This is a genomic window from Lysobacter silvisoli (genome assembly GCF_003382365.1).
GTDB classification, from domain to species: domain Bacteria; phylum Pseudomonadota; class Gammaproteobacteria; order Xanthomonadales; family Xanthomonadaceae; genus Lysobacter; species Lysobacter silvisoli.
This window is the reverse complement of sequence record NZ_QTSU01000003.1, coordinates 382,795-400,196: the sequence shown is the minus strand read 5'-3', so window position 1 is coordinate 400,196 and position 17,402 is coordinate 382,795. Positions and strand designations below refer to the sequence as shown.

Sequence of the window (17,402 nt, the reverse complement as noted above, 5' to 3'; positions counted from 1 at the left end):
CGTCGGACGAAGCGGTGCGCGCAGTCTAGCGTGCGCGTTCGCGCGGCACGCGTGCCCAGCCGCGCGGCGGATGGTTTCCAACGTTACTAATTGCCCGCGAATGCCGCGATTTCTTCACGCCGATCAGCCACTTACGTCACGCCCTCCGACCGGCCCGACGGCCTGCGCGGGTGTGGTTTGCCGCATCGCACAATTTGTGATTTAGTCGATTCACGCTCGGTTACGACACGCAAGGTGAGGGACGCCACGTCCTTCGCCCATGGCAGGTCTGCCCGCGCGCGCAGCGAGCAAGCGATCCATCCGATGCCGGCGCAGGCCGGTCCCACGGTTGACGGAGGTGCGATGCAAGCCGACCAACGCACGATGTTGTACGACCCTCGCGACGAGCGGGACAGCTGCGGCTTCGGCCTGATCGCGCAGCTGGACGACCGCCCCAGCCGCGAGCTGGTCGATCGCGCATTGGAAGCGCTGGCGCGCATGACCCACCGCGGCGGCATCGCCGCCGACGGCCTCAGCGGCGACGGCTGCGGCCTGCTGATCCGCCACCCCGACGGTTTCCTGCGCGCGCTCGCGCGCGAAAGCGGCATCGAGCTGGGCGCGCACTACTGCGCCGGCCTGGTGTTCCTGCCGCACGACCAAGCCCAGGCCGCGCAGGCGCGCGCCGTGCTCGGCGAGACGTTGGCGCACGAACGCCTGCGCGTGGCCGGCTGGCGCCAGGTGCCCACCGACACCGCCGCCTGCGGCGAGCTGGCGCGCAAGACCATGCCGCGCATCGAGCAGGTCTTCGTCGAGGCCGCCGCGCCGTTCGATCCGGCCGGCTTCCAGCGCTCGCTGTTCCTGGCCCGGCGTCGCGCCGAACAGCGCCTGCGCGCGCTGTCGGACTTCTATGTGGTCAGCCTGTCCTCGGCCAGCATCGGCTACAAGGCCATGGTCCTGCCCGACCGGCTGACCCAGCTGTACCCGGACCTGCAGCGCGACGATCTGCAGGCCAGCGCGGTGGTGTTCCACCAGCGCTTCTCCACCAACACCACCCCGCGCTGGCCGCTGGCGCAGCCGTTCCGCCTGCTCGCCCACAACGGCGAGATCAACACCATCGCCGGCAACCGCGCCTGGGCGCAGGCGCGCGCGCACGCCTGGCGCACGCCGACGCTGGACCTGCGCGAGTTCGACCAGGTGGTGAGCACCGACGGTTCGGACTCGCAGAGCCTAGACAACATGCTCGAGGTGCTGCAGGCCGGCGGCATGGACCTGCTCAAGGCCATGCGCATCCTGATTCCGCCGGCCACCCAGTCGCTGGAATACAAGGACGCGGACCTGGCCGCGTTCTACGAGTACTACGCGCTCAACACCGAACCCTGGGACGGCCCGGCCGGCATCGTCACCTGCGACGGCCGCTACGCCGCCTGCACCCTGGACCGCAACGGTCTGCGCCCGGCGCGCTGGCTGCGTTCGCGCGACCGCCATTTCCTGATCGCCTCCGAAGCCGGCGTGTGGGAGCTGCCGGCCAGCGAGATCGAAGCCAAGGGCAAGCTCGGCCCGGGCGAGATGATCGCCGCCGACCTGTACCAGGGCGAGCTGCTGGATTCGGAGGCCATCGACCGCATCAACCGCGCGCGCGCGCCGTACAAGCGCTGGCTGAAGCAGGGCATGACCTACCTGCACAGCGAGCTGATCGATCCCAACCTGGCCGCCGAGCCCTTCGATCCCGACACCCTGGCCGGCTTCCAGAAGCTGTTCCAGCTCAGCCGCGAGGAACGCGAGCAGGTGCTGCGGCCGCTGGCCGAGACCGAGCAGGAAGCCACCGGCTCGATGGGCGACGACGTGCCCATGGCGGTGCTGTCGCAGCAGGTGCGGCCGCTGTACGACCACTTCCGCCAGGCCTTCGCCCAGGTCACCAACCCGCCCATCGACCCGCTGCGCGAGGACTGCGTGATGTCGCTGGCGGTGCAGCTGGGCCGCGAGGGCAACGTGTTCGTGGACGGGCCGGGCAACGTCGGCCACGTGCATCTGAATTCGCCGGTGCTGGCCCAGCGCAAGCTGCGCCAGTTGCTGGCGATGGCGCCGTTCGACGCCTCGCACCGCTTCATCGATCTCAACTACGACCCGGCCGAGGGGCTCAAGGCCGCGCTGCAGCGCATCTGCGCCGAGGCCGAGGCGGCCGCGCGCGCCGGCATCGTGCTGCTGATCCTCAGCGACCGCCGCCCGCGCCGCGACGCGCTGATGCTGCACGCGCTGCTGGCCACCGGCGCGGTGCACCAGCACCTGGTGCGCACCGGCCTGCGCTGCGAGTCGAACCTGATCGTGGAGACCGGCACCGCGCGCGATCCGCATCACTTCGCCTGCCTGGTCGGCTTCGGCGCGACCGCGGTCTATCCCTACCTGGCCTACCAGACCCTGCACGACCTGGGCGTGCGCGGCATCCTCAAGACCAAGCACGGCGAGGTTGCGCAGATCGGCCGCAGCTACCGGCGCGGGATCAAGAAGGGCCTGCTCAAGATCATCTCCAAGATGGGCATCGCCACCATCGGCAGCTACCGCGGCGCGCAGCTGTTCGAGATCATCGGCCTGGACAAGGAGGTGGTCGAGCTGTGTTTCGCCGGCACGCCCTCGCGCATCGGCGGCGCCGGCTTCGCCGAACTGCAGGCCGACGCCGCGCATCTGGCCGAACAAGGTTGGGACCACAACCGGCTGCCGGAGATCGGCGGCCTGCTCAAGTACACGCCCGGCGGCGAGTACCACCTGTTCAACCCCGACGTGGTCACCCGCCTGCAGCGCGCGGTCGGCAGCGGCGACTGGGCCGACTGGCAGCACTACGCGGCGGCGGTCAACGAACGCCCGACCGCGGCGCTGCGCGACCTGTTGGAACTGCGGCCCGGCACCGCGGCGATCGCGCTGGACGAAGTCGAGCCGGTGGCGGCGATCGTGCGCCGCTTCGACTCGGCCGCGATGAGCCTGGGCGCGCTGTCGCCGGAAGCGCACGAGGCGCTGGCGATCGCGATGAACCGCCTGGGCGGCCGCTCGAACTCCGGCGAGGGCGGCGAGGACCCGGCGCGCTACCGCAGCGACAAGGTGTCCAAGATCAAGCAGATCGCGTCCGGCCGTTTCGGCGTGACGCCCGAGTACCTGGTCAACGCCGAGGTGCTGCAGATCAAGATCGCCCAGGGCGCCAAGCCCGGCGAAGGCGGCCAGCTGCCCGGCCACAAGGTCAACGAGCTGATCGCGCGGCTGCGTTTCGCCATGCCCGGCATCGGCCTGATCTCGCCGCCGCCGCACCACGACATCTATTCGATCGAAGACCTGGCCCAGCTCATCCACGACCTGCGCCAGGTCAATCCCGACGCGCTGATCTCGGTCAAGCTGGTCTCGCACGCGGGCGTGGGCACCATCGCCACCGGCGTGGCCAAGGCCGGCGCCGACCTGATCACGGTGTCCGGTCACGACGGCGGCACCGGCGCCAGCCCGCTGTCGTCGATCCGCTACGCCGGCACGCCCTGGGAACTGGGCCTGGCCGAGGCGCGCCAGGCGCTGGTCGCCAACGACTTGCGCGAGCGTGTGATCCTGCAGACCGACGGCGGCCTGAAGAGCGGGCTGGACGTGGTCAAGGCGGCGCTGCTGGGCGCGGAGAGTTTCGGCTTCGGCACCGCGCCGATGATCGCGCTGGGCTGCAAGTACCTGCGCATCTGCCACCTCAACAACTGCGCCACCGGCGTGGCCACCCAGGACGACCAGCTGCGCCGCGACCACTTCAGCGGCCTGCCCGAGCGCGTTGAGAATTTCTTCCGCCTGCTCGCCGAGGAAGTGCGCCATTGGCTGGCGCAGTTGGGCGTGTGCACGCTGGGCGAGATCGTCGGGCGCACCGACCTGCTGCGCCAGATCGAGGGCGACAGCACGCGCCAGCAGCGTCTGGACCTGGCGCCGCTGCTGGCCGGCACCGGCCTGGCCCACGGCGGCCACTGCGGCATGCCCGCGCCGCCGCCGGCGGCCGAGGGCCTGGCCGCGCAGTTGGACGAGGAACTGGCGGAGGCCATCGCCGGCAAGCGCGGCGGCGAGCACGCCTACCGCATCCGCAACACCGACCGCAGCATCGGCGCGCGCTTGTCCGGGCGCATCGCGCGCGCGCACGGCGACCGCGGCATGGCCGACGCACCGCTGACCCTGCGCTTCAACGGCACCGCCGGGCAGAGCTTCGGCGCGTTCCAGGCCGGCGGCCTGCGCTTCGAACTGGAAGGCGAGGCCAACGACTACGTCGGCAAGGGCATGGCCGGCGGCCGCATCGTGATCCGCCCGCCGGCCGGCGCGCGCTACAGCGCGCACGAGACGCCGATCCTGGGCAACACCTGTCTGTACGGCGCCACCGGCGGCGAGCTGTATGCCGCCGGCCGCGCCGGCGAGCGCTTCGCGGTGCGCAACTCCGGCGCCACCGCGGTGGTGGAAGGCGCCGGCGATCACTGCTGCGAGTACATGACCGGCGGCGTGGTCGCGGTGCTGGGCCGCACCGGCCTGAACTTCGGCGCCGGCTTCACCGGCGGCATGGCCTACGTGCTGGACGTGGAGCGCGATTTCGTCGACCGCTACAACCACGAGCTGATCGACATCCTGCGCATCTCCGCCGACGGCTTCGAGCACCACCGCTCGCACCTGCGCGACCTGCTCGACGCTCACGTCGCCCTCACCGGCAGCATGTGGGCGCGGCGCCTGCTGGACGAGATGCGCGACTACATGGGCAAGTTCTGGCTGGTCAAACCCAAGGCGGCGAGTTTGGAGTCGCTGGCGGAAACCTTGAGGAGCGCGGCATGACGGCGGCAAGAGCAAAAGCAAATCCCCCCTACCCCCCTTTTTCAAAGGGGGGAAAAGCCCGGGCCGCCTTGCTCCCCCCTTTGAAAAAGGGAGGCCGGGGGGGATTTGCTTCTAGCGCACGACAATGCAACCAGCGGAGCCGGATCGGATGAGCAAGAAGCCGGTGTTCCAATTCCGCGAAGCCCCGCGCGAGATGCCCGCGCGCATCCCGCTGGCGCTGCGCCAGGGCGGCGACTGGGGCGAGCTCTACGGGCGCTTCGATCAGGCCGAGGCCAAGAAGCAGTCCGGGCGCTGCCTGGATTGCGGCAACCCCTACTGCAGCTGGGCCTGCCCGCTGCACAACTACATTCCCAACTGGCTGGAACTGGCGCGCGAAGGCCGCATCGACGAAGCCGCGGCGCTGTGCCACGAAACCAATCCGCTGCCCGAGATCTGCGGCCGCGTCTGCCCGCAGGACCGTTTGTGCGAAGGCAGCTGCACGCTCAACGACGGCTTCGGCGCGGTCACCATCGGCGCGGTGGAGAAGTACATCGTCGACCGCGCGCTCAGCGGCGGCTGGCGCCCCGACCTGTCGGCGGTGCAGCGCCTGGGCAAGCGCGTGGCCGTGGTCGGCGCGGGGCCGGCGGGCCTGGCCTGCGCCGACCGCCTGGCGCGCGCCGGCGTGGATGCGGTGGTTTACGACCGCTACGAGGACATCGGCGGTCTGCTGCACTTCGGCATTCCCAGCTTCAAGCTGGAGAAGTCGGTGATCGCGACCCGGCGCGAGGTGCTCGAAGGCATGGGCGTGGAATTCCGCCTGGGCGTGGAAATCGGCCGCGACCTGGGCTTGGACGCGCTGCTGTCGCAGTACGACGCGGTGTTCCTGGGCCTGGGCAGTTATCGCTACACCGACGGCGGCCTGCCGGGACAGGACCTGGCCAATGTGCTGCCGGCCCTGCCCTTCCTGGTCCAGAACGGGCGCGTGGTCAGCGGCCTGCAGCCGCAGGGCCGGCCCATCGCCGGCTGGGAAGACCGCATCGACGTGCCCGACCTGCGCGGCCGCCGCGTGGTGGTGCTGGGCGGCGGCGACACCGGCATGGACTGCGTGCGCAGCGCGGTCCGCCTGGGCGCGGCCGAAGTCAGCTGCGTCTACCGCCGCGACGAAGCCAACATGCCCGGCTCGGCGCGCGAGGTCGCCAACGCGCGCGAGGAAGGCGTGCGCTTCCTGTTCAACCGCCAACCGCTGGCGCTGCTGGGCGGGGACAGCGTGAGCGGCGTGCGCGTGGCCGAAACCACGCTGGGCGCGCCCGACGCGCGCGGCCGGCGCCGCGCGCAGATCGTGCCCGGCAGCGAATCGGTGCTGGACGCGGACGTGGTGGTGATCGCGTTCGGCTTCCAGCCCGATCCGCCGGCCTGGCTGAGCGAACACGGCATCGAACTGGAAAGCGACGGCCGCATCCGCGTGCCGAACAAGGGCGGCTGCAAGTCGCGCGGCGCCGCGGCGGCGACGACGCGCCCGTTCCAAACCACGCACCCGCGCGTGTTCGCCGGCGGCGACGGCGTGCGCGGCGCCGACCTGGTGGTGACGGCGGCGTACGAGGGGCGTGAGGCGGCGGCGGGGATCGTGGCGTTGCTGCGGGAGTAGAGGCAAAGGCCGCCCTCACCCCAACCCGCACCCCGGCCCGCCCGCAGTGCGGTCGGGCGTTCGGTGCAGCGCGAGCCAATGGCTCGCAAGCGCTGCCCCTCACCCCGCAAGCGGGAGAGGGGCTCAAAAAAGCGGCAGCTAATGCTTTCCCGTCTTCCGCAAGCGGGAGAGGGCTCAGGAAGCATCGGCTAATGCTGTCCCTTCTCCCGCAGGCGGGAGAAGGTGCCCGGAGGGCGGATGAGGGCCGCTGTTACCGCCCCGGCCCCACATCGATGAAACGCAGGAACTCCGCGCGCGTGCGCGCGTCGTCGCGGAAGCTGCCGAGCATCTTCGAGGTGATCATGCTCACGCCGCGCTTGTGCACGCCGCGCGTGGTCATGCACTCGTGCGCGCCCTCGACCACGACGCCCACGCCCAGCGGCTGCAGCACGTCCTGGATCGACTGGGCGATCTGCGCGGTCATCTTCTCCTGCACCTGGAAGCGGCGCGCATAGGTTTCGACCACGCGCGCCAGCTTGCTGATGCCCACCACCTTGCCCTTGGGCAGGTAACCCACGTGGGCCTTGCCGATGATCGGCGCCATGTGGTGCTCGCAGTGGCTTTCGAACTCGATGTCGCGCAGCACGATCATCTCGTCGTAGCCGGCCACTTCCTCGAAGGTGCGGGCCAGGTAGGCGCGCGGGTCGTCGTCGTAGCCGCTGAACCAGTCGCCGTAGGCCTCGACCACGCGCTTGGGCGTGTCCAGCAGGCCTTCGCGGGTGGGGTCCTCGCCGGCCCAGCTCAGCAGCGTGCGTACCGCCGCCTCGGCTTGTTCGCGGGTCGGCTTGTTCGGGTCGTCGGCCATGACGCGGCCTCTATAGCAAGGGGGACAGGCATCCTACTCCACTGCGCTCGGGCACCGGAAACACGCTGTGTTCCGCGTTCGTGCGCCGCTCAGCCCGCCTCGGGTTCGGCCTCGGCCGGCAGCACCGCCGCCGGCGCCACGCCCACGGTGTTGCGGCCGGCCTGGCGCGCGCTGAGCAAGGCTTGCGCAGCGCGATCCAGCAGCGCCTGCACCGGCTCGCCGCGCTGGGCCATGGCCAGGCCGACGCTGGCGCTGACCGCGATCTCGTGGCCGTCGATGCGGAACGGGCGCTGCGAAAACGCATCGGCCAGGCGCCGGCCCAGCAGTTCGCAGTCCACCCGCTCGCACTCGGCGACCACGGCGAAGCTGTCGCCGTCCATGCGCGCGATGGTGTCGTCCGGGCGCAGCACGCCGCGGATGCGCGACAGCGCCTGCTGCAACAGCGCGTCGCCGACCGCGCGGCCGTAGCGTGCGTTGACCTCGCCGAAGGCGTCCAGGTCCAGCAGCAGCAGGCCATGGCGCTTCAGGCCCAGGCTGCCCGGCGCCGACCAGGTTTCCAGCAGCAGGCGCAGGGCCGAGGCGTTGAGCGTGCCGGTGAGCGGATCGCGGTCGCCGGACTGCCGCGCCAGCAGCGCCAGGCGGTGGCGGTTGGCGGCGTGCTGGCTCAGCGCCAGCGCCAGCACGCCCGATTCCAGTACCGCGGCCAGGGCCAGGCCGCGGTCGGCCCATTCGGCCCGGCCCACGCCGAAGGGATACGCGGCGAGCACGCCGACGAACAGCAGCAGCGGCGTCCAGCCCAGTAGGTAGTAGCCGGCGTAGGGCGCGCCGCGGCGCCAGGCCATGACCGCAGCCACGAACATCAGCGGTATGCCCATCAGCAGCAGCACGTTGCCGCCGATGTACCAGAAGCCGTGCACGCGCTCGCGCAGCAGCAGCAGCACCGCCAGCCAGACGATGTTGGCCCATTGCAGGGTGCGCGCCATCAGCGCCAGCCGCGGCAGCAGGCGCGGCAGTTCCAGGAAGCGCAGGCTGAAACCGAGCTGGAAGATCGTGGCCAGGGTCGCCACCGACCAGTTCACCGTGAGCCGGCCGCTGGCGATGCCCGACAGGCCCCACATCTCGGCCGCGTCGCCCGACACCAGCAGCAGGTAGACCGCCGCGCAGCTCAGGTAGGCGCCGTAGAACAGATAGACCAGGTCGCGGAAGGCGAACCAGATTCCCACCATCGCCAGCGCCATCAGCATCAGCGCGGTGAAGGCGGCGACCATGAAGCGCGAATCGCTGCGCTCCTGGCGCGCGATCTCGGGCACGGTGGAAAAACGCAGGCTCATGGCCTCGGCGGTGTTGCCGCCCACGCGCAGGTAGGCCACGTCGCCGCGGGTCCAGCCGTTGGGCAGCGGCAGCACCCAGCCGCGCCGCATCAGCACCGGGCCGCCGTTCTCGGCGTCGTTGATCAGCCGCGGCGCGGCGCCGGGCGGATAGTAGGTGACCGGGCCGCGCGCACGCGCGCCGCGCAGCACCAACACCCGCCCTTCGCCCGCCTGGATGTCGCGGTCCACGGTCAGGCGCACCCAGTAGCCGGCGTCGCGGCGCGGCATGGTCAGGTAGGCCAGCTCGTCCGGGCTGTCGGCGTGGCTGCTGGCCAGCACCGGCGCCGATGCCGGCGGGCCGTCGAGCTCGCCTTCGGTCAGCAGCAACTCGGCCTTCAGCGCCTGCGCCTGCACCGGCGCGGCGAACGCGCAGGCCAGCGCCCACAGCAAGGCGATGCCTGCGACGAATCCGAGCTTGCCCGTTGCGATGCCGCGCATGCGCGCTCCCCAAACCTGTCGCCGGAGTCTACCGGTTCAGCGCGTAGGGTTCAGGAAGATGAGGGCTGCGCCCATTGCGTCTGGCGATGGCGCTCGGCCGCGCGCTGGGTCAGCGCCAGCATCAGCACGCCCGACTCCAGCACCACCGCCAGCACCAGGCCGCGTTCGGCCCAGCTGGCACTGCCCACGCCCAGGGTCTTGGCCGCCAATAGCCCGGCGAAGACCATCAGCGGAGTCCAGCCCAGCAAGTAGTACCCGGCGTATTCGGCGCCGCGGCGCCAGGCTGCGATCGCGGCATAGATCACCACAGGGATGGTCAGCAGCAGCAGGCCGTTGCCGCCGACATACCAGTATTGATAGACCTGGCGCGTGGCCAGCAGCAGCACCGCCAGCCAGACCGCGTTGGCCCAGACCAGCGCGCGCAAGGCCGTGGCCGCGCGCGGCGCCAGCCGCGGCAGCTGCAGGAAGCGCACGGTGAAACACAGCTGGAAGATCGTGGACAGGGTGGCGGCGACCCAGGCGCCGACATCGCGCAGCTGCACCTGGCCCCAGCGCTCCGCCGGCAGCAGCAGCCAGCCGGTCATCTGCAGCAGGTACAGCGAAATGCTGACCAGGTAGGCGGCGTAATACAGATAAACCGAGTCGCGCGAGGCCAACCAGAAGGCGGCCGCGGTCAGGGTCATGAGCAACATCATGGCGTAGGCGACCAGGGCGAAGCGGCGGTCGCCATCCAGCTGCCGCTGCAAGTCCGTGGCGCCGAGCACTTGCGCGGTCAGGGTCATGCTCATGCGCGGCTGCAGGTACAGATAAGCCGGCTCTGCGCGCGGCCAGCCTTGCGGCAACTTCAGCGCCCAACCGCGTCGCAACAGGCGGGCGTCTTCCTGGGCATCGTCGCCCACGCGCAGACCGCGCCGCGCACCGGGCGCGAAGTAGATGGCGCCGCCGTACACGCGCGAGCCGGTCAGAGTGATCACGCGCCGCTGATTCGCGGCCAGGTCGTGGTCCACGCTCAGCCGCAGCCAGTAACCGCCGGGATCGCGCGGCAAGGCCAGTCGCAGCTCGTCCGCCGTACCGCTCCAGCGTTGCAATGCGGGTTGCGATCGCAGCTGCCCGGGCTGGGCGCGCGCCGCTCCTTGCACCCGCTCGATGGTCAGCGTCTGCGCCGATGCGGCGAAGGCGACCAGCCACAGCAGGCAGGCCGCAATCCGGAGGAATTTCCCTATCACGCGCATCGCAGGCTTCCTGACGCCATCGCGGGCACAGTCTAGTGCAGTGCGCGTCGCGCTATTGACCGCGGCGATGGCGCTCGGCCGCGCGCTGGGTCAGCGCCAGCATCAGCACCCCCGACTCCAGCACCACGGTCAGCACCAGCCCGTACTCGGGCCAGTACGCCTGGCCGATGCCGAAGGTCTTGGCCGCGATCATGCCCGCGAACGCCATCAGCGGGGTCCAGCCCAGCAGGTAGTAGCCGGCGTATTCGCCGCCGCGGCGCCACACCATCACCGCCGACCACAGCAGCACCGGGATCGCCAGCAACAGCAGGCCGTTGCCGCCCAGGTACCAGAAACCGCGGGTCTGCTCGAAGGCCAGCACCAGCACCGCCAGCCAGGCCAGGTTGGTCCAGGCCAGCGCGCGCAGGAACCGCGCCGTGCGCGGCAGCCAGCGCGGCAAGTCGAGGAAGCGCACGGTGAACAGCAGTTGGAACACCGTGGCCAGGGTGGCCGCGGACCAGGCCACGCCGTTGCGCCGCGCCGGCGGGCTGCCCCAATGCTCGGGGATCACGATCCAGCCCGACAGCACCAACATGTAGACCGAGATGCTGACCAGGTAGCCGCAGTAGTACAGATAGACCGGATCGCGCTGCGCCAGCCACAGCCCGAACACGAACAGGGTCATCAGCAGCAGCACGCTGTAGGCGCCGATGGCGAAGCGGCGCGCGCTTTCGTCGCGCCGCGCGACCTCGGATTGGGTGGTGAAGCCGATCTGCATCGCGCACGAAACCAGCGCGGGCACGCGGAAGTAGGCCGCATCCGCGCGCCGCCAGCCCTCGCGTAAGGGCAGCTTCCAGGCCGTCGACAGCAGCGAGGGCTCATCGCCCTTGGCCAGCGGAATGCTCTGCGCCTGCGCAGAGCCCGGCGGGTAGTAGCGCGCGGCGCCATAAGAGCGCGCGCACTGCACTTCGACCATGCGCTGTTCGCTGGCGGCGATGTCGCGGTCCACGCGCAGGCGCAGCCAGTGGCCGGTGGGGCGCTGCGGCACTTCCACGCGGGTGGGCTGGTCCGGCGCGGGCGCGCTCCAACGCGCCAGCACCGCCGCCGATCGCGGCGCTTCGGCCTGCGCGCCGGGCGCATCCAGCAGTTCCACGGTCACCGCTTGCGCGGCCGCCGTTCCGGCCCAGCCGAACAGCAGCAGCCACACCATCCATGCCGACCACACGATCCTGCGCACGTCCCGCATCCCCGCAAACACCGCGGGCAGTCTAGCGTCTGCCGCCGGCGCGCGCGTGAGCGCACGGCTTTGCGGCAAGCAAAGAAAAACCGACGGAGCGGCGGCGGCGCATGCGAGGGGAGGGACCTGCACCGCTCGCCGAGCCGTCGGCGAAGAGGACGAAATCGACTGCCGGCGCGCGATCGTCGCTTCGCGCGCCTCGCCCCAACCCCGCTACCGCTGGCGATCAGGGGTTAGGGAAGCAAAAGCCGGCCCGCCAACCAGGAGGCGGGCCGTGCGGCGGCCGGGCCGGCCGCCGCGAAACCACGGATCAACGCGAAGCCACGTCCTCGCGCAGCGGCGTGCGCGACGACCAGCCGCCGGCCAGCGCCTTGTACAACGCGACCGCGCCGTTGACGCTGCGGGTGCGGCCGTCGGCGAACGCGTCCTGCGCCTGCAGCTGGGTGCGCTCGGCATCGAGCACTTCCAGCAGGTCGGCCGCGCCGGCCTCGTAACGCACGCGCGCCAGCTGGGCCGCGCGCGAGCTGTCGATCGCCGCGCGCTCCAGATGACCGTCCTCGACCCGCGCGCGGCCGTAACGCACCAGCGCGTTCTCGGTGTCCTCCAGCGCCAGCAGCACGGTCTGCTGGTAACGCGCGAGTTCGCCCGCGGCGTCGGCGTCGCTGGCGGCGATGCGCGCGCGCACCCGGCCGATGTCCAGGAACGACCAGTCGATGCCCAGCGCGACCAGACGGGTTTCGCTGGCGCGTTCGAACAAGGCGCTGGTGTCCACGGCCTGGCTGCCGATCAGCCCGCCCAGGGTGAAGCGCGGGAACAGGTCGGCGGTGGCCACGCCGATGCGCGCGGTGGACGCGTGCAGGCGGTGCTCGGCCGCGGCCACGTCGGGGCGGCGGCGCAGCAGGTCGCCCGGCGTGCCCGCGTCCAGACGTGCCGGCAGCGTCGGCAGGGCCTGTTGGGTGTCCAGCTGCGCGATCAGCGCATCGGGCGTGCGGCCGGTCAGCACCGCCAGGCGGTGCATGGCCACGGCCACCTGCGCTTCCAGCGCCGGCACCCGCGACAGGGTCGCTTCCAGCTGGGCGCGGGCGCGCGAGGTGTCGAACTCGCTGTCGCGGCCGGCGTCGAAGCGCGCCTGCACCAGGCGCAAGGTCTCGCGCTGGTTGTCGGCATTGCCGCGGGCCACGCGCAGACGTTCCTGCAAACCGCGCAGGTCGACGTAGGTGCTGGCCACCTCACCGACGATGCTGACCTGCAGCGCCTGCAGGTCGGCGGCGCTGGCCCAGGTGTCGGCGCGCTGCGCCTCCACGTTGCGGCGCACGCGGCCGAACAGGTCCAGCTCCCAGCTGACGTTGGCCGCCGCGCTGTAGCTTTCGTTGTCGCGGCCGGCGCGGTCCACGCCCGGCATCTGGTCGCTGCTGGAGCGCGCGTCCTGGCCGTTGGCGCTGGCGGTGATGGTGGGGAAGCGGTCGAACTTGGCGCCGCGCAGCAACGCATTGGCGCGGTCGTAACGCGACAGCGCGATGCGCAGATCGTGGTTGGCCGATAGCGATTCCTCGACCAGCTGGGTCAGCATCGGGTCGTTGAACGCGCGCCAGAACTCGGCGTCGGTCTCCGGCACGGCGGTGCCGTCGGCCTCGGCCGCGGCCGTGGTTTCGCCGGCATGGGCGAAGCCTTCCGGCGTGGCCAGGGTCGGGCGCACGTAGTCGGGACCGACCGCGCAGGCGGCCAGCAAGGCCGCCGCCACGCCCAAAGCTAGGGTACGGATCACCATGGCAGGGTTTCCTCGAAGTGGAAGTAGCCGCCGTTGGGGCCGGCTTCGTCGATCAGGGCCAGGCGCACGCTAGTGCGCGCGCCGTCTTCGACGCTGAGATCGCCCTGCGCGTTCATGTCGGTCAGCACCGAGCCGGGGTGGATGGTGTTGACCTTGTGCGGGGTCTCGCGCAGTTCGTAGGCCAGGTGTGCGGTCCAGGCGTTCACCGCGGTCTTGGACACGTTGTAGGCCGGCACCTTGTAGTTGTAGATCGGCGAGGCCGGGTCCTGATGCAGCGCGATCGAGCCCAGGATGCTGGACACGTTGACGATGCGCGCGCCCGGCGACTTGTGCAGCAGCGGCAGGAAGGCCTGGGTGGTGGCGATCAGGCCGAACAGGTTGGTGTTGAAGGTGCCCAGCCACACGTCCAGGCTTTGCTGCGAGGGCTTGAGCGTGCCGTCGTCGCGGAACACGCCGGCGTTGTTGACCAGGATGTCCAGGCGGCCGTGCTTGGCCGCGACTTCCTCGGCGGCGGCGGCGATGCTGCTGTCGCTGGTCACGTCCAGCGCGATCGCTTCGACCGGCAGGCCTTCGGACTGCAGCTTGAGCGCGGCGTCCACCGCCTTGCCGCGATCGCGGCCGGCCAGCAGCACGTGCACGCCCTGGCTGGCGAGCTGGCGCACGGTCTCGAAGCCGATGCCGCGGGTGGCGCCGGTGACCAGCGCGATCTTGTTGCCGTTGGAGTTAGCCATGGGGGAATTCCTTGATTCGTGATGGGGACGCGGCGCGGGCCGCGTCTGCCCGGCGACGGAACCGATCCGCCGCCGGGCGTGGTGGCGATGTGGTGCTCAGGCGTGGGCGGTGGCGTGCTCGGCCGAGTGGTTCACCAGCGGCTTGCTGCCGGCCAGCTTGCGCAGGGCGACGTAGAACACCGGGGTCAGGAACAGGCCGAACAGGGTCACGCCCAGCATGCCGGCGAACACGGTGATGCCGGTGACCGAGCGGATCTCCGCGCCGGCGCCGTGCGAGAGCACCAGCGGCACGGTGCCGGCGATGAACGCGATCGAGGTCATCACGATCGGGCGCAGACGCAGGCGGCATGCTTCCAGCGCCGACTCGATGATGCCCTTGCCCTGCAGTTCCAGTTCGCGGGCGAACTCGACGATCAGGATCGCGTTCTTACAGGCCAGGCCCATCAGCACGACCAGGCCCACCTGCACGAACACGTTGTTGTCGCCGCCGGTGGCCCACACGCCCAGCAGCGCCGAGAGCATGCACATGGGCACGATCAGGATCACCGCCAGCGGCAGGGTCCAGCTTTCGTACAGCGCGGCCAGGACCAGGAACGCGAGCAGGATGGCCAGCGGGAACACGATCAGCGCGGCATTGCCCTGACTGGCCTGCTGGTAGCTCAGGTCGGTCCATTCGATTTCCATGCCGTGCGGCAGCACCTTGGCGGCCACGTCCTTGACCACATCCATCGCCTGGGCGGAGGACATGATGCGCGGGTCCACGTCGCCGGCGATGTCGGCGGCCGGGTAGCCGTTGTAGCGCAGCACCGGGTCGGGGCCGAAGGTCTGCTTGACGTTGACCATCGAACCGATCGGCACCATCTCGCCGCGGTCGTTGCGGGTACGCAGGTTGGCGATGTCCTCGACGCTGTCGCGGAACGAACCGTCGGCCTGGGCGATGACCTGCCAGGTGCGGCCGAACTGGTTGAAGTCGTTGACGTAGGCCGAACCCAGGTAGGTCTGCAGGGTGTCGAACAGCTCGGTCAGCGGCACGCCCTGCGCCTTGGCCTTGACCCGGTCGACTTCGGCGTCGAGCTGGGGCACGTTGGCCTGGTAGGTGCTGTTGGCGTAGCCCATGCCCGGGGTCTGCATGATCGCGCCCTGGAAGCCGCTGACCGCGTTCTGCAGCGCGCCGTAACCCAGGTTGCTGCGGTCCTCGATGAACATCTGGTAGCCGGCGCCGTTGCCCAGGCCCAGGATCGGCGGCGGCATCAGGGCGAAGGTGAAGCCTTCCTGGAAGCCGCCGATCTTCTGGTTGAGCTCGGCTGTGATCTCCACCGCGCTGCGGCTACGCTCGCTGAAGGGCTTGAGCGGCAGGAACGCCACGCCGGTGTTGGGCGTGTTGGTGAACTGCACCGCGTTCAGGCCGGGGAAGGCCATGGTGTTCTGCACGCCGTCGATCTTGCCGGCGATGTCGGTCACCTTCTTCAGCAGGGCATCGGTGCGCGCGATCGAGGAGCCTTCCGGCAGCTTGACCGCGGCGATCAGGTACAGCTTGTCCTGCAGCGGGATGAAGCCGGCCGGCACGATCTTGAACATAAGGCCGGTGGCCACCAGCAGCACCGCATAGACCACGAACACCGCGCCGCGCTTGCCCAGGGTGCGCTTGACCGCGCCCTGGTACTTCTGCGAGCTGGTCGCGAAGAAGCGGTTGAACGGACGGAAGATCCAGCCGAACAAGCGGTCGATCAGGCGCGAGGGGGCGTCCTTCTCGGCGCCGTGCGGCTTGAGCAGGCGCGCGGCCAGGGCCGGCGACAGGGTCAGCGAGTTGATCGCCGAGATCACCGTCGAGATGGCGATGGTCACCGCGAACTGCTTGTAGAACTGACCGGTCACGCCGGACAGGAACGCCATCGGCACGAACACCGCGCACAGCACCAGCGCGATCGCCACGATCGGGCCGGACACTTCCTTCATCGCCTGGTGCGCCGCGGCCAGCGGAGTCAGGCCTTCCTCGATGTTGCGCTCGACGTTCTCCACCACCACGATCGCGTCGTCGACCACGATGCCGATCGCCAGCACCAGTCCGAACAGGGTCAGGGTGTTGATCGAGAAGCCCAGCAGGTACAGGGCGGCGAAGGTGCCCACCACCGAGACCGGCACGGCCAGCAGCGGGATGATCGAGGCGCGCCAGGTCTGCAGGAACAGGATCACCACCAGCACCACCAGCGCGATCGCTTCCAGCAGCGTGGTGACCACGGCCTTGATCGAGTCGCGCACGAAGATGGTGGTGTCGTACACGGCTTCGTACTTGATACCTTCCGGGAAGGTCTTGGACAGGCGATCCATGTTGGCGATCACCTGCTCCTGGATCTCCAGGGCGTTGGCGCCCGGCGACTGGAAGATGCCGATGCCGACCGCGTTCTTGCCGTCCAGCTGCGAGCGCAGGCTGTAGTCGCCGGCGCCCAGTTCCAGGCGGGCGACGTCGGACAGGCGCACGATCTCGCCATCGCTGCCGCTCTTGACCACGATGTTGCCGAACTCTTCCTCGCTCTGCAGGCGGCCCTTGGCGTTGATCAGGGTCAGGAAGTCGCTGTTGGGCATGGGCTCGGCGCCGAGCTGGCCGGCCGAGACCTGCACGTTCTGCTCGCGCATGGCGCGCAGCACGTCGCCGGCGGTCAGGCCGCGCGAGGCGATCTTGTCCGGGTCCAGCCACACGCGCATGGCGTAGTCGCCGCCGCCGAAGATCTGCGCGTCGCCCACGCCCTGCAGGCGCGCCAGGGAATCCTTGACGTGCAGGCGGGCGTAGTTGCGCAGGTACAGGGTGTCGTACTTGCCGTTGGGCGAGGTCAGGTGCACCACCATCAGGAACACCGGCGCCTGCTTCTGGGTCGTCACGCCTTGCCGGCGCACGTCCTCGGGCAATCGCGCCAGCGCCTGGCTGACCCGGTTCTGCACGCGTACCGCCGCGTCGTCGGGGTCGGTGCCGGGGCGGAAGGTGACGGTGATGGCCAGTACGCCGTCGGAGCCGGCGACGGACTTGATGTACATCATGTCCTCCACGCCGTTGATCGCTTCCTCCAGCGGCGTGGCCACGGTCTCGGCGATCACCTTCGGGTTGGCGCCCGGGTACACGGTGCGCACCATCACCGACGGCGGCACGACTTCGGGATATTCGCTGATCGGCAGGATCGGTATCGCGATCAGGCCGGCGGCGAAGATCACGATCGACAGCACCGCGGCGAAGATCGGTCTATCGATGAAAAACTTGGAAAAGTCCATAACGGATTCCTTGGTGCGGCTTGCAGCCGCATGAGTCCCCGGCCGTCGCCAAAGCGACGGCCTTGATTGCGGAAACCTTCGAGCGCGCCCTGCTTTTGCCCGTCGTTCCCGCGCAGGCGGG

9 protein-coding genes are annotated in these 17,402 nt (G+C 70.3%); 2 read left to right on the top strand and 7 right to left on the bottom strand.

The features are described from left to right. Positions 1–342 precede the first annotated feature (342 nt). Positions 343–4,797 (top strand): glutamate synthase large subunit, encoded by a 4,455-nt coding sequence (gene gltB / locus DX914_RS16830; protein ID WP_425480700.1) that lies wholly within the window; start codon positions 343–345, stop codon positions 4,795–4,797. A 148-nt stretch (positions 4,798–4,945) separates the two neighbouring features. Beyond that, the gene (locus tag DX914_RS16825; RefSeq protein WP_115860878.1) at positions 4,946–6,421 is read left to right on the top strand and encodes an FAD-dependent oxidoreductase; all 1,476 of its coding nucleotides are present in this window, start codon (positions 4,946–4,948) and stop codon (positions 6,419–6,421) included. Positions 6,422–6,671: 250 nt separating this feature from the next. Here the strand turns inward: DX914_RS16825 and folE are convergent, their stop codons facing one another. From folE to DX914_RS16790, 7 genes are all read right to left on the bottom strand, one after another. Beyond that, positions 6,672–7,265 carry a GTP cyclohydrolase I FolE gene (gene folE / locus DX914_RS16820; RefSeq protein ID WP_115860876.1) on the bottom strand — a complete coding sequence of 198 codons (594 nt, stop codon included), beginning with the start codon at positions 7,263–7,265 and terminating at the stop codon, positions 6,672–6,674. Between the two features lie 89 nt (positions 7,266–7,354). Beyond that, positions 7,355–9,073: a sensor domain-containing diguanylate cyclase gene (locus tag DX914_RS16815; RefSeq protein WP_115860874.1), complete on the bottom strand. Its 1,719-nt coding sequence runs from the start codon at positions 9,071–9,073 to the stop codon at positions 7,355–7,357. Between the two features lie 50 nt (positions 9,074–9,123). Continuing rightward, entirely contained in the window at positions 9,124–10,305 is a 1,182-nt protein-coding gene (locus DX914_RS16810; protein WP_115860872.1) for a 7TM-DISM domain-containing protein, read from the bottom strand. A gap of 52 nt (positions 10,306–10,357) precedes the next feature. After that, on the bottom strand, positions 10,358–11,521 hold the full coding sequence (locus DX914_RS16805; RefSeq protein WP_158549378.1) for a 7TM-DISM domain-containing protein: 1,164 nt from the start codon (positions 11,519–11,521) through the stop codon (positions 10,358–10,360). 310 nt (positions 11,522–11,831) lie between these two features. Beyond that, positions 11,832–13,289, bottom strand: coding sequence for an efflux transporter outer membrane subunit (locus DX914_RS16800; RefSeq protein ID WP_115860868.1), 1,458 nt, complete (start codon positions 13,287–13,289; stop codon positions 11,832–11,834). After that, positions 13,283–14,020 carry an SDR family oxidoreductase gene (locus tag DX914_RS16795; protein WP_115860866.1) on the bottom strand — a complete coding sequence of 246 codons (738 nt, stop codon included), beginning with the start codon at positions 14,018–14,020 and terminating at the stop codon, positions 13,283–13,285. The genes DX914_RS16800 and DX914_RS16795 overlap by 7 nt, the downstream gene beginning before the upstream one ends. Positions 14,021–14,116: 96 nt before the next feature. Beyond that, a complete protein-coding gene (locus DX914_RS16790) occupies positions 14,117–17,281 on the bottom strand; it encodes an efflux RND transporter permease subunit (RefSeq protein ID WP_115860864.1) in 3,165 nt (1,054 codons plus the stop codon). Positions 17,282–17,402: the final 121 nt, after the last annotated feature.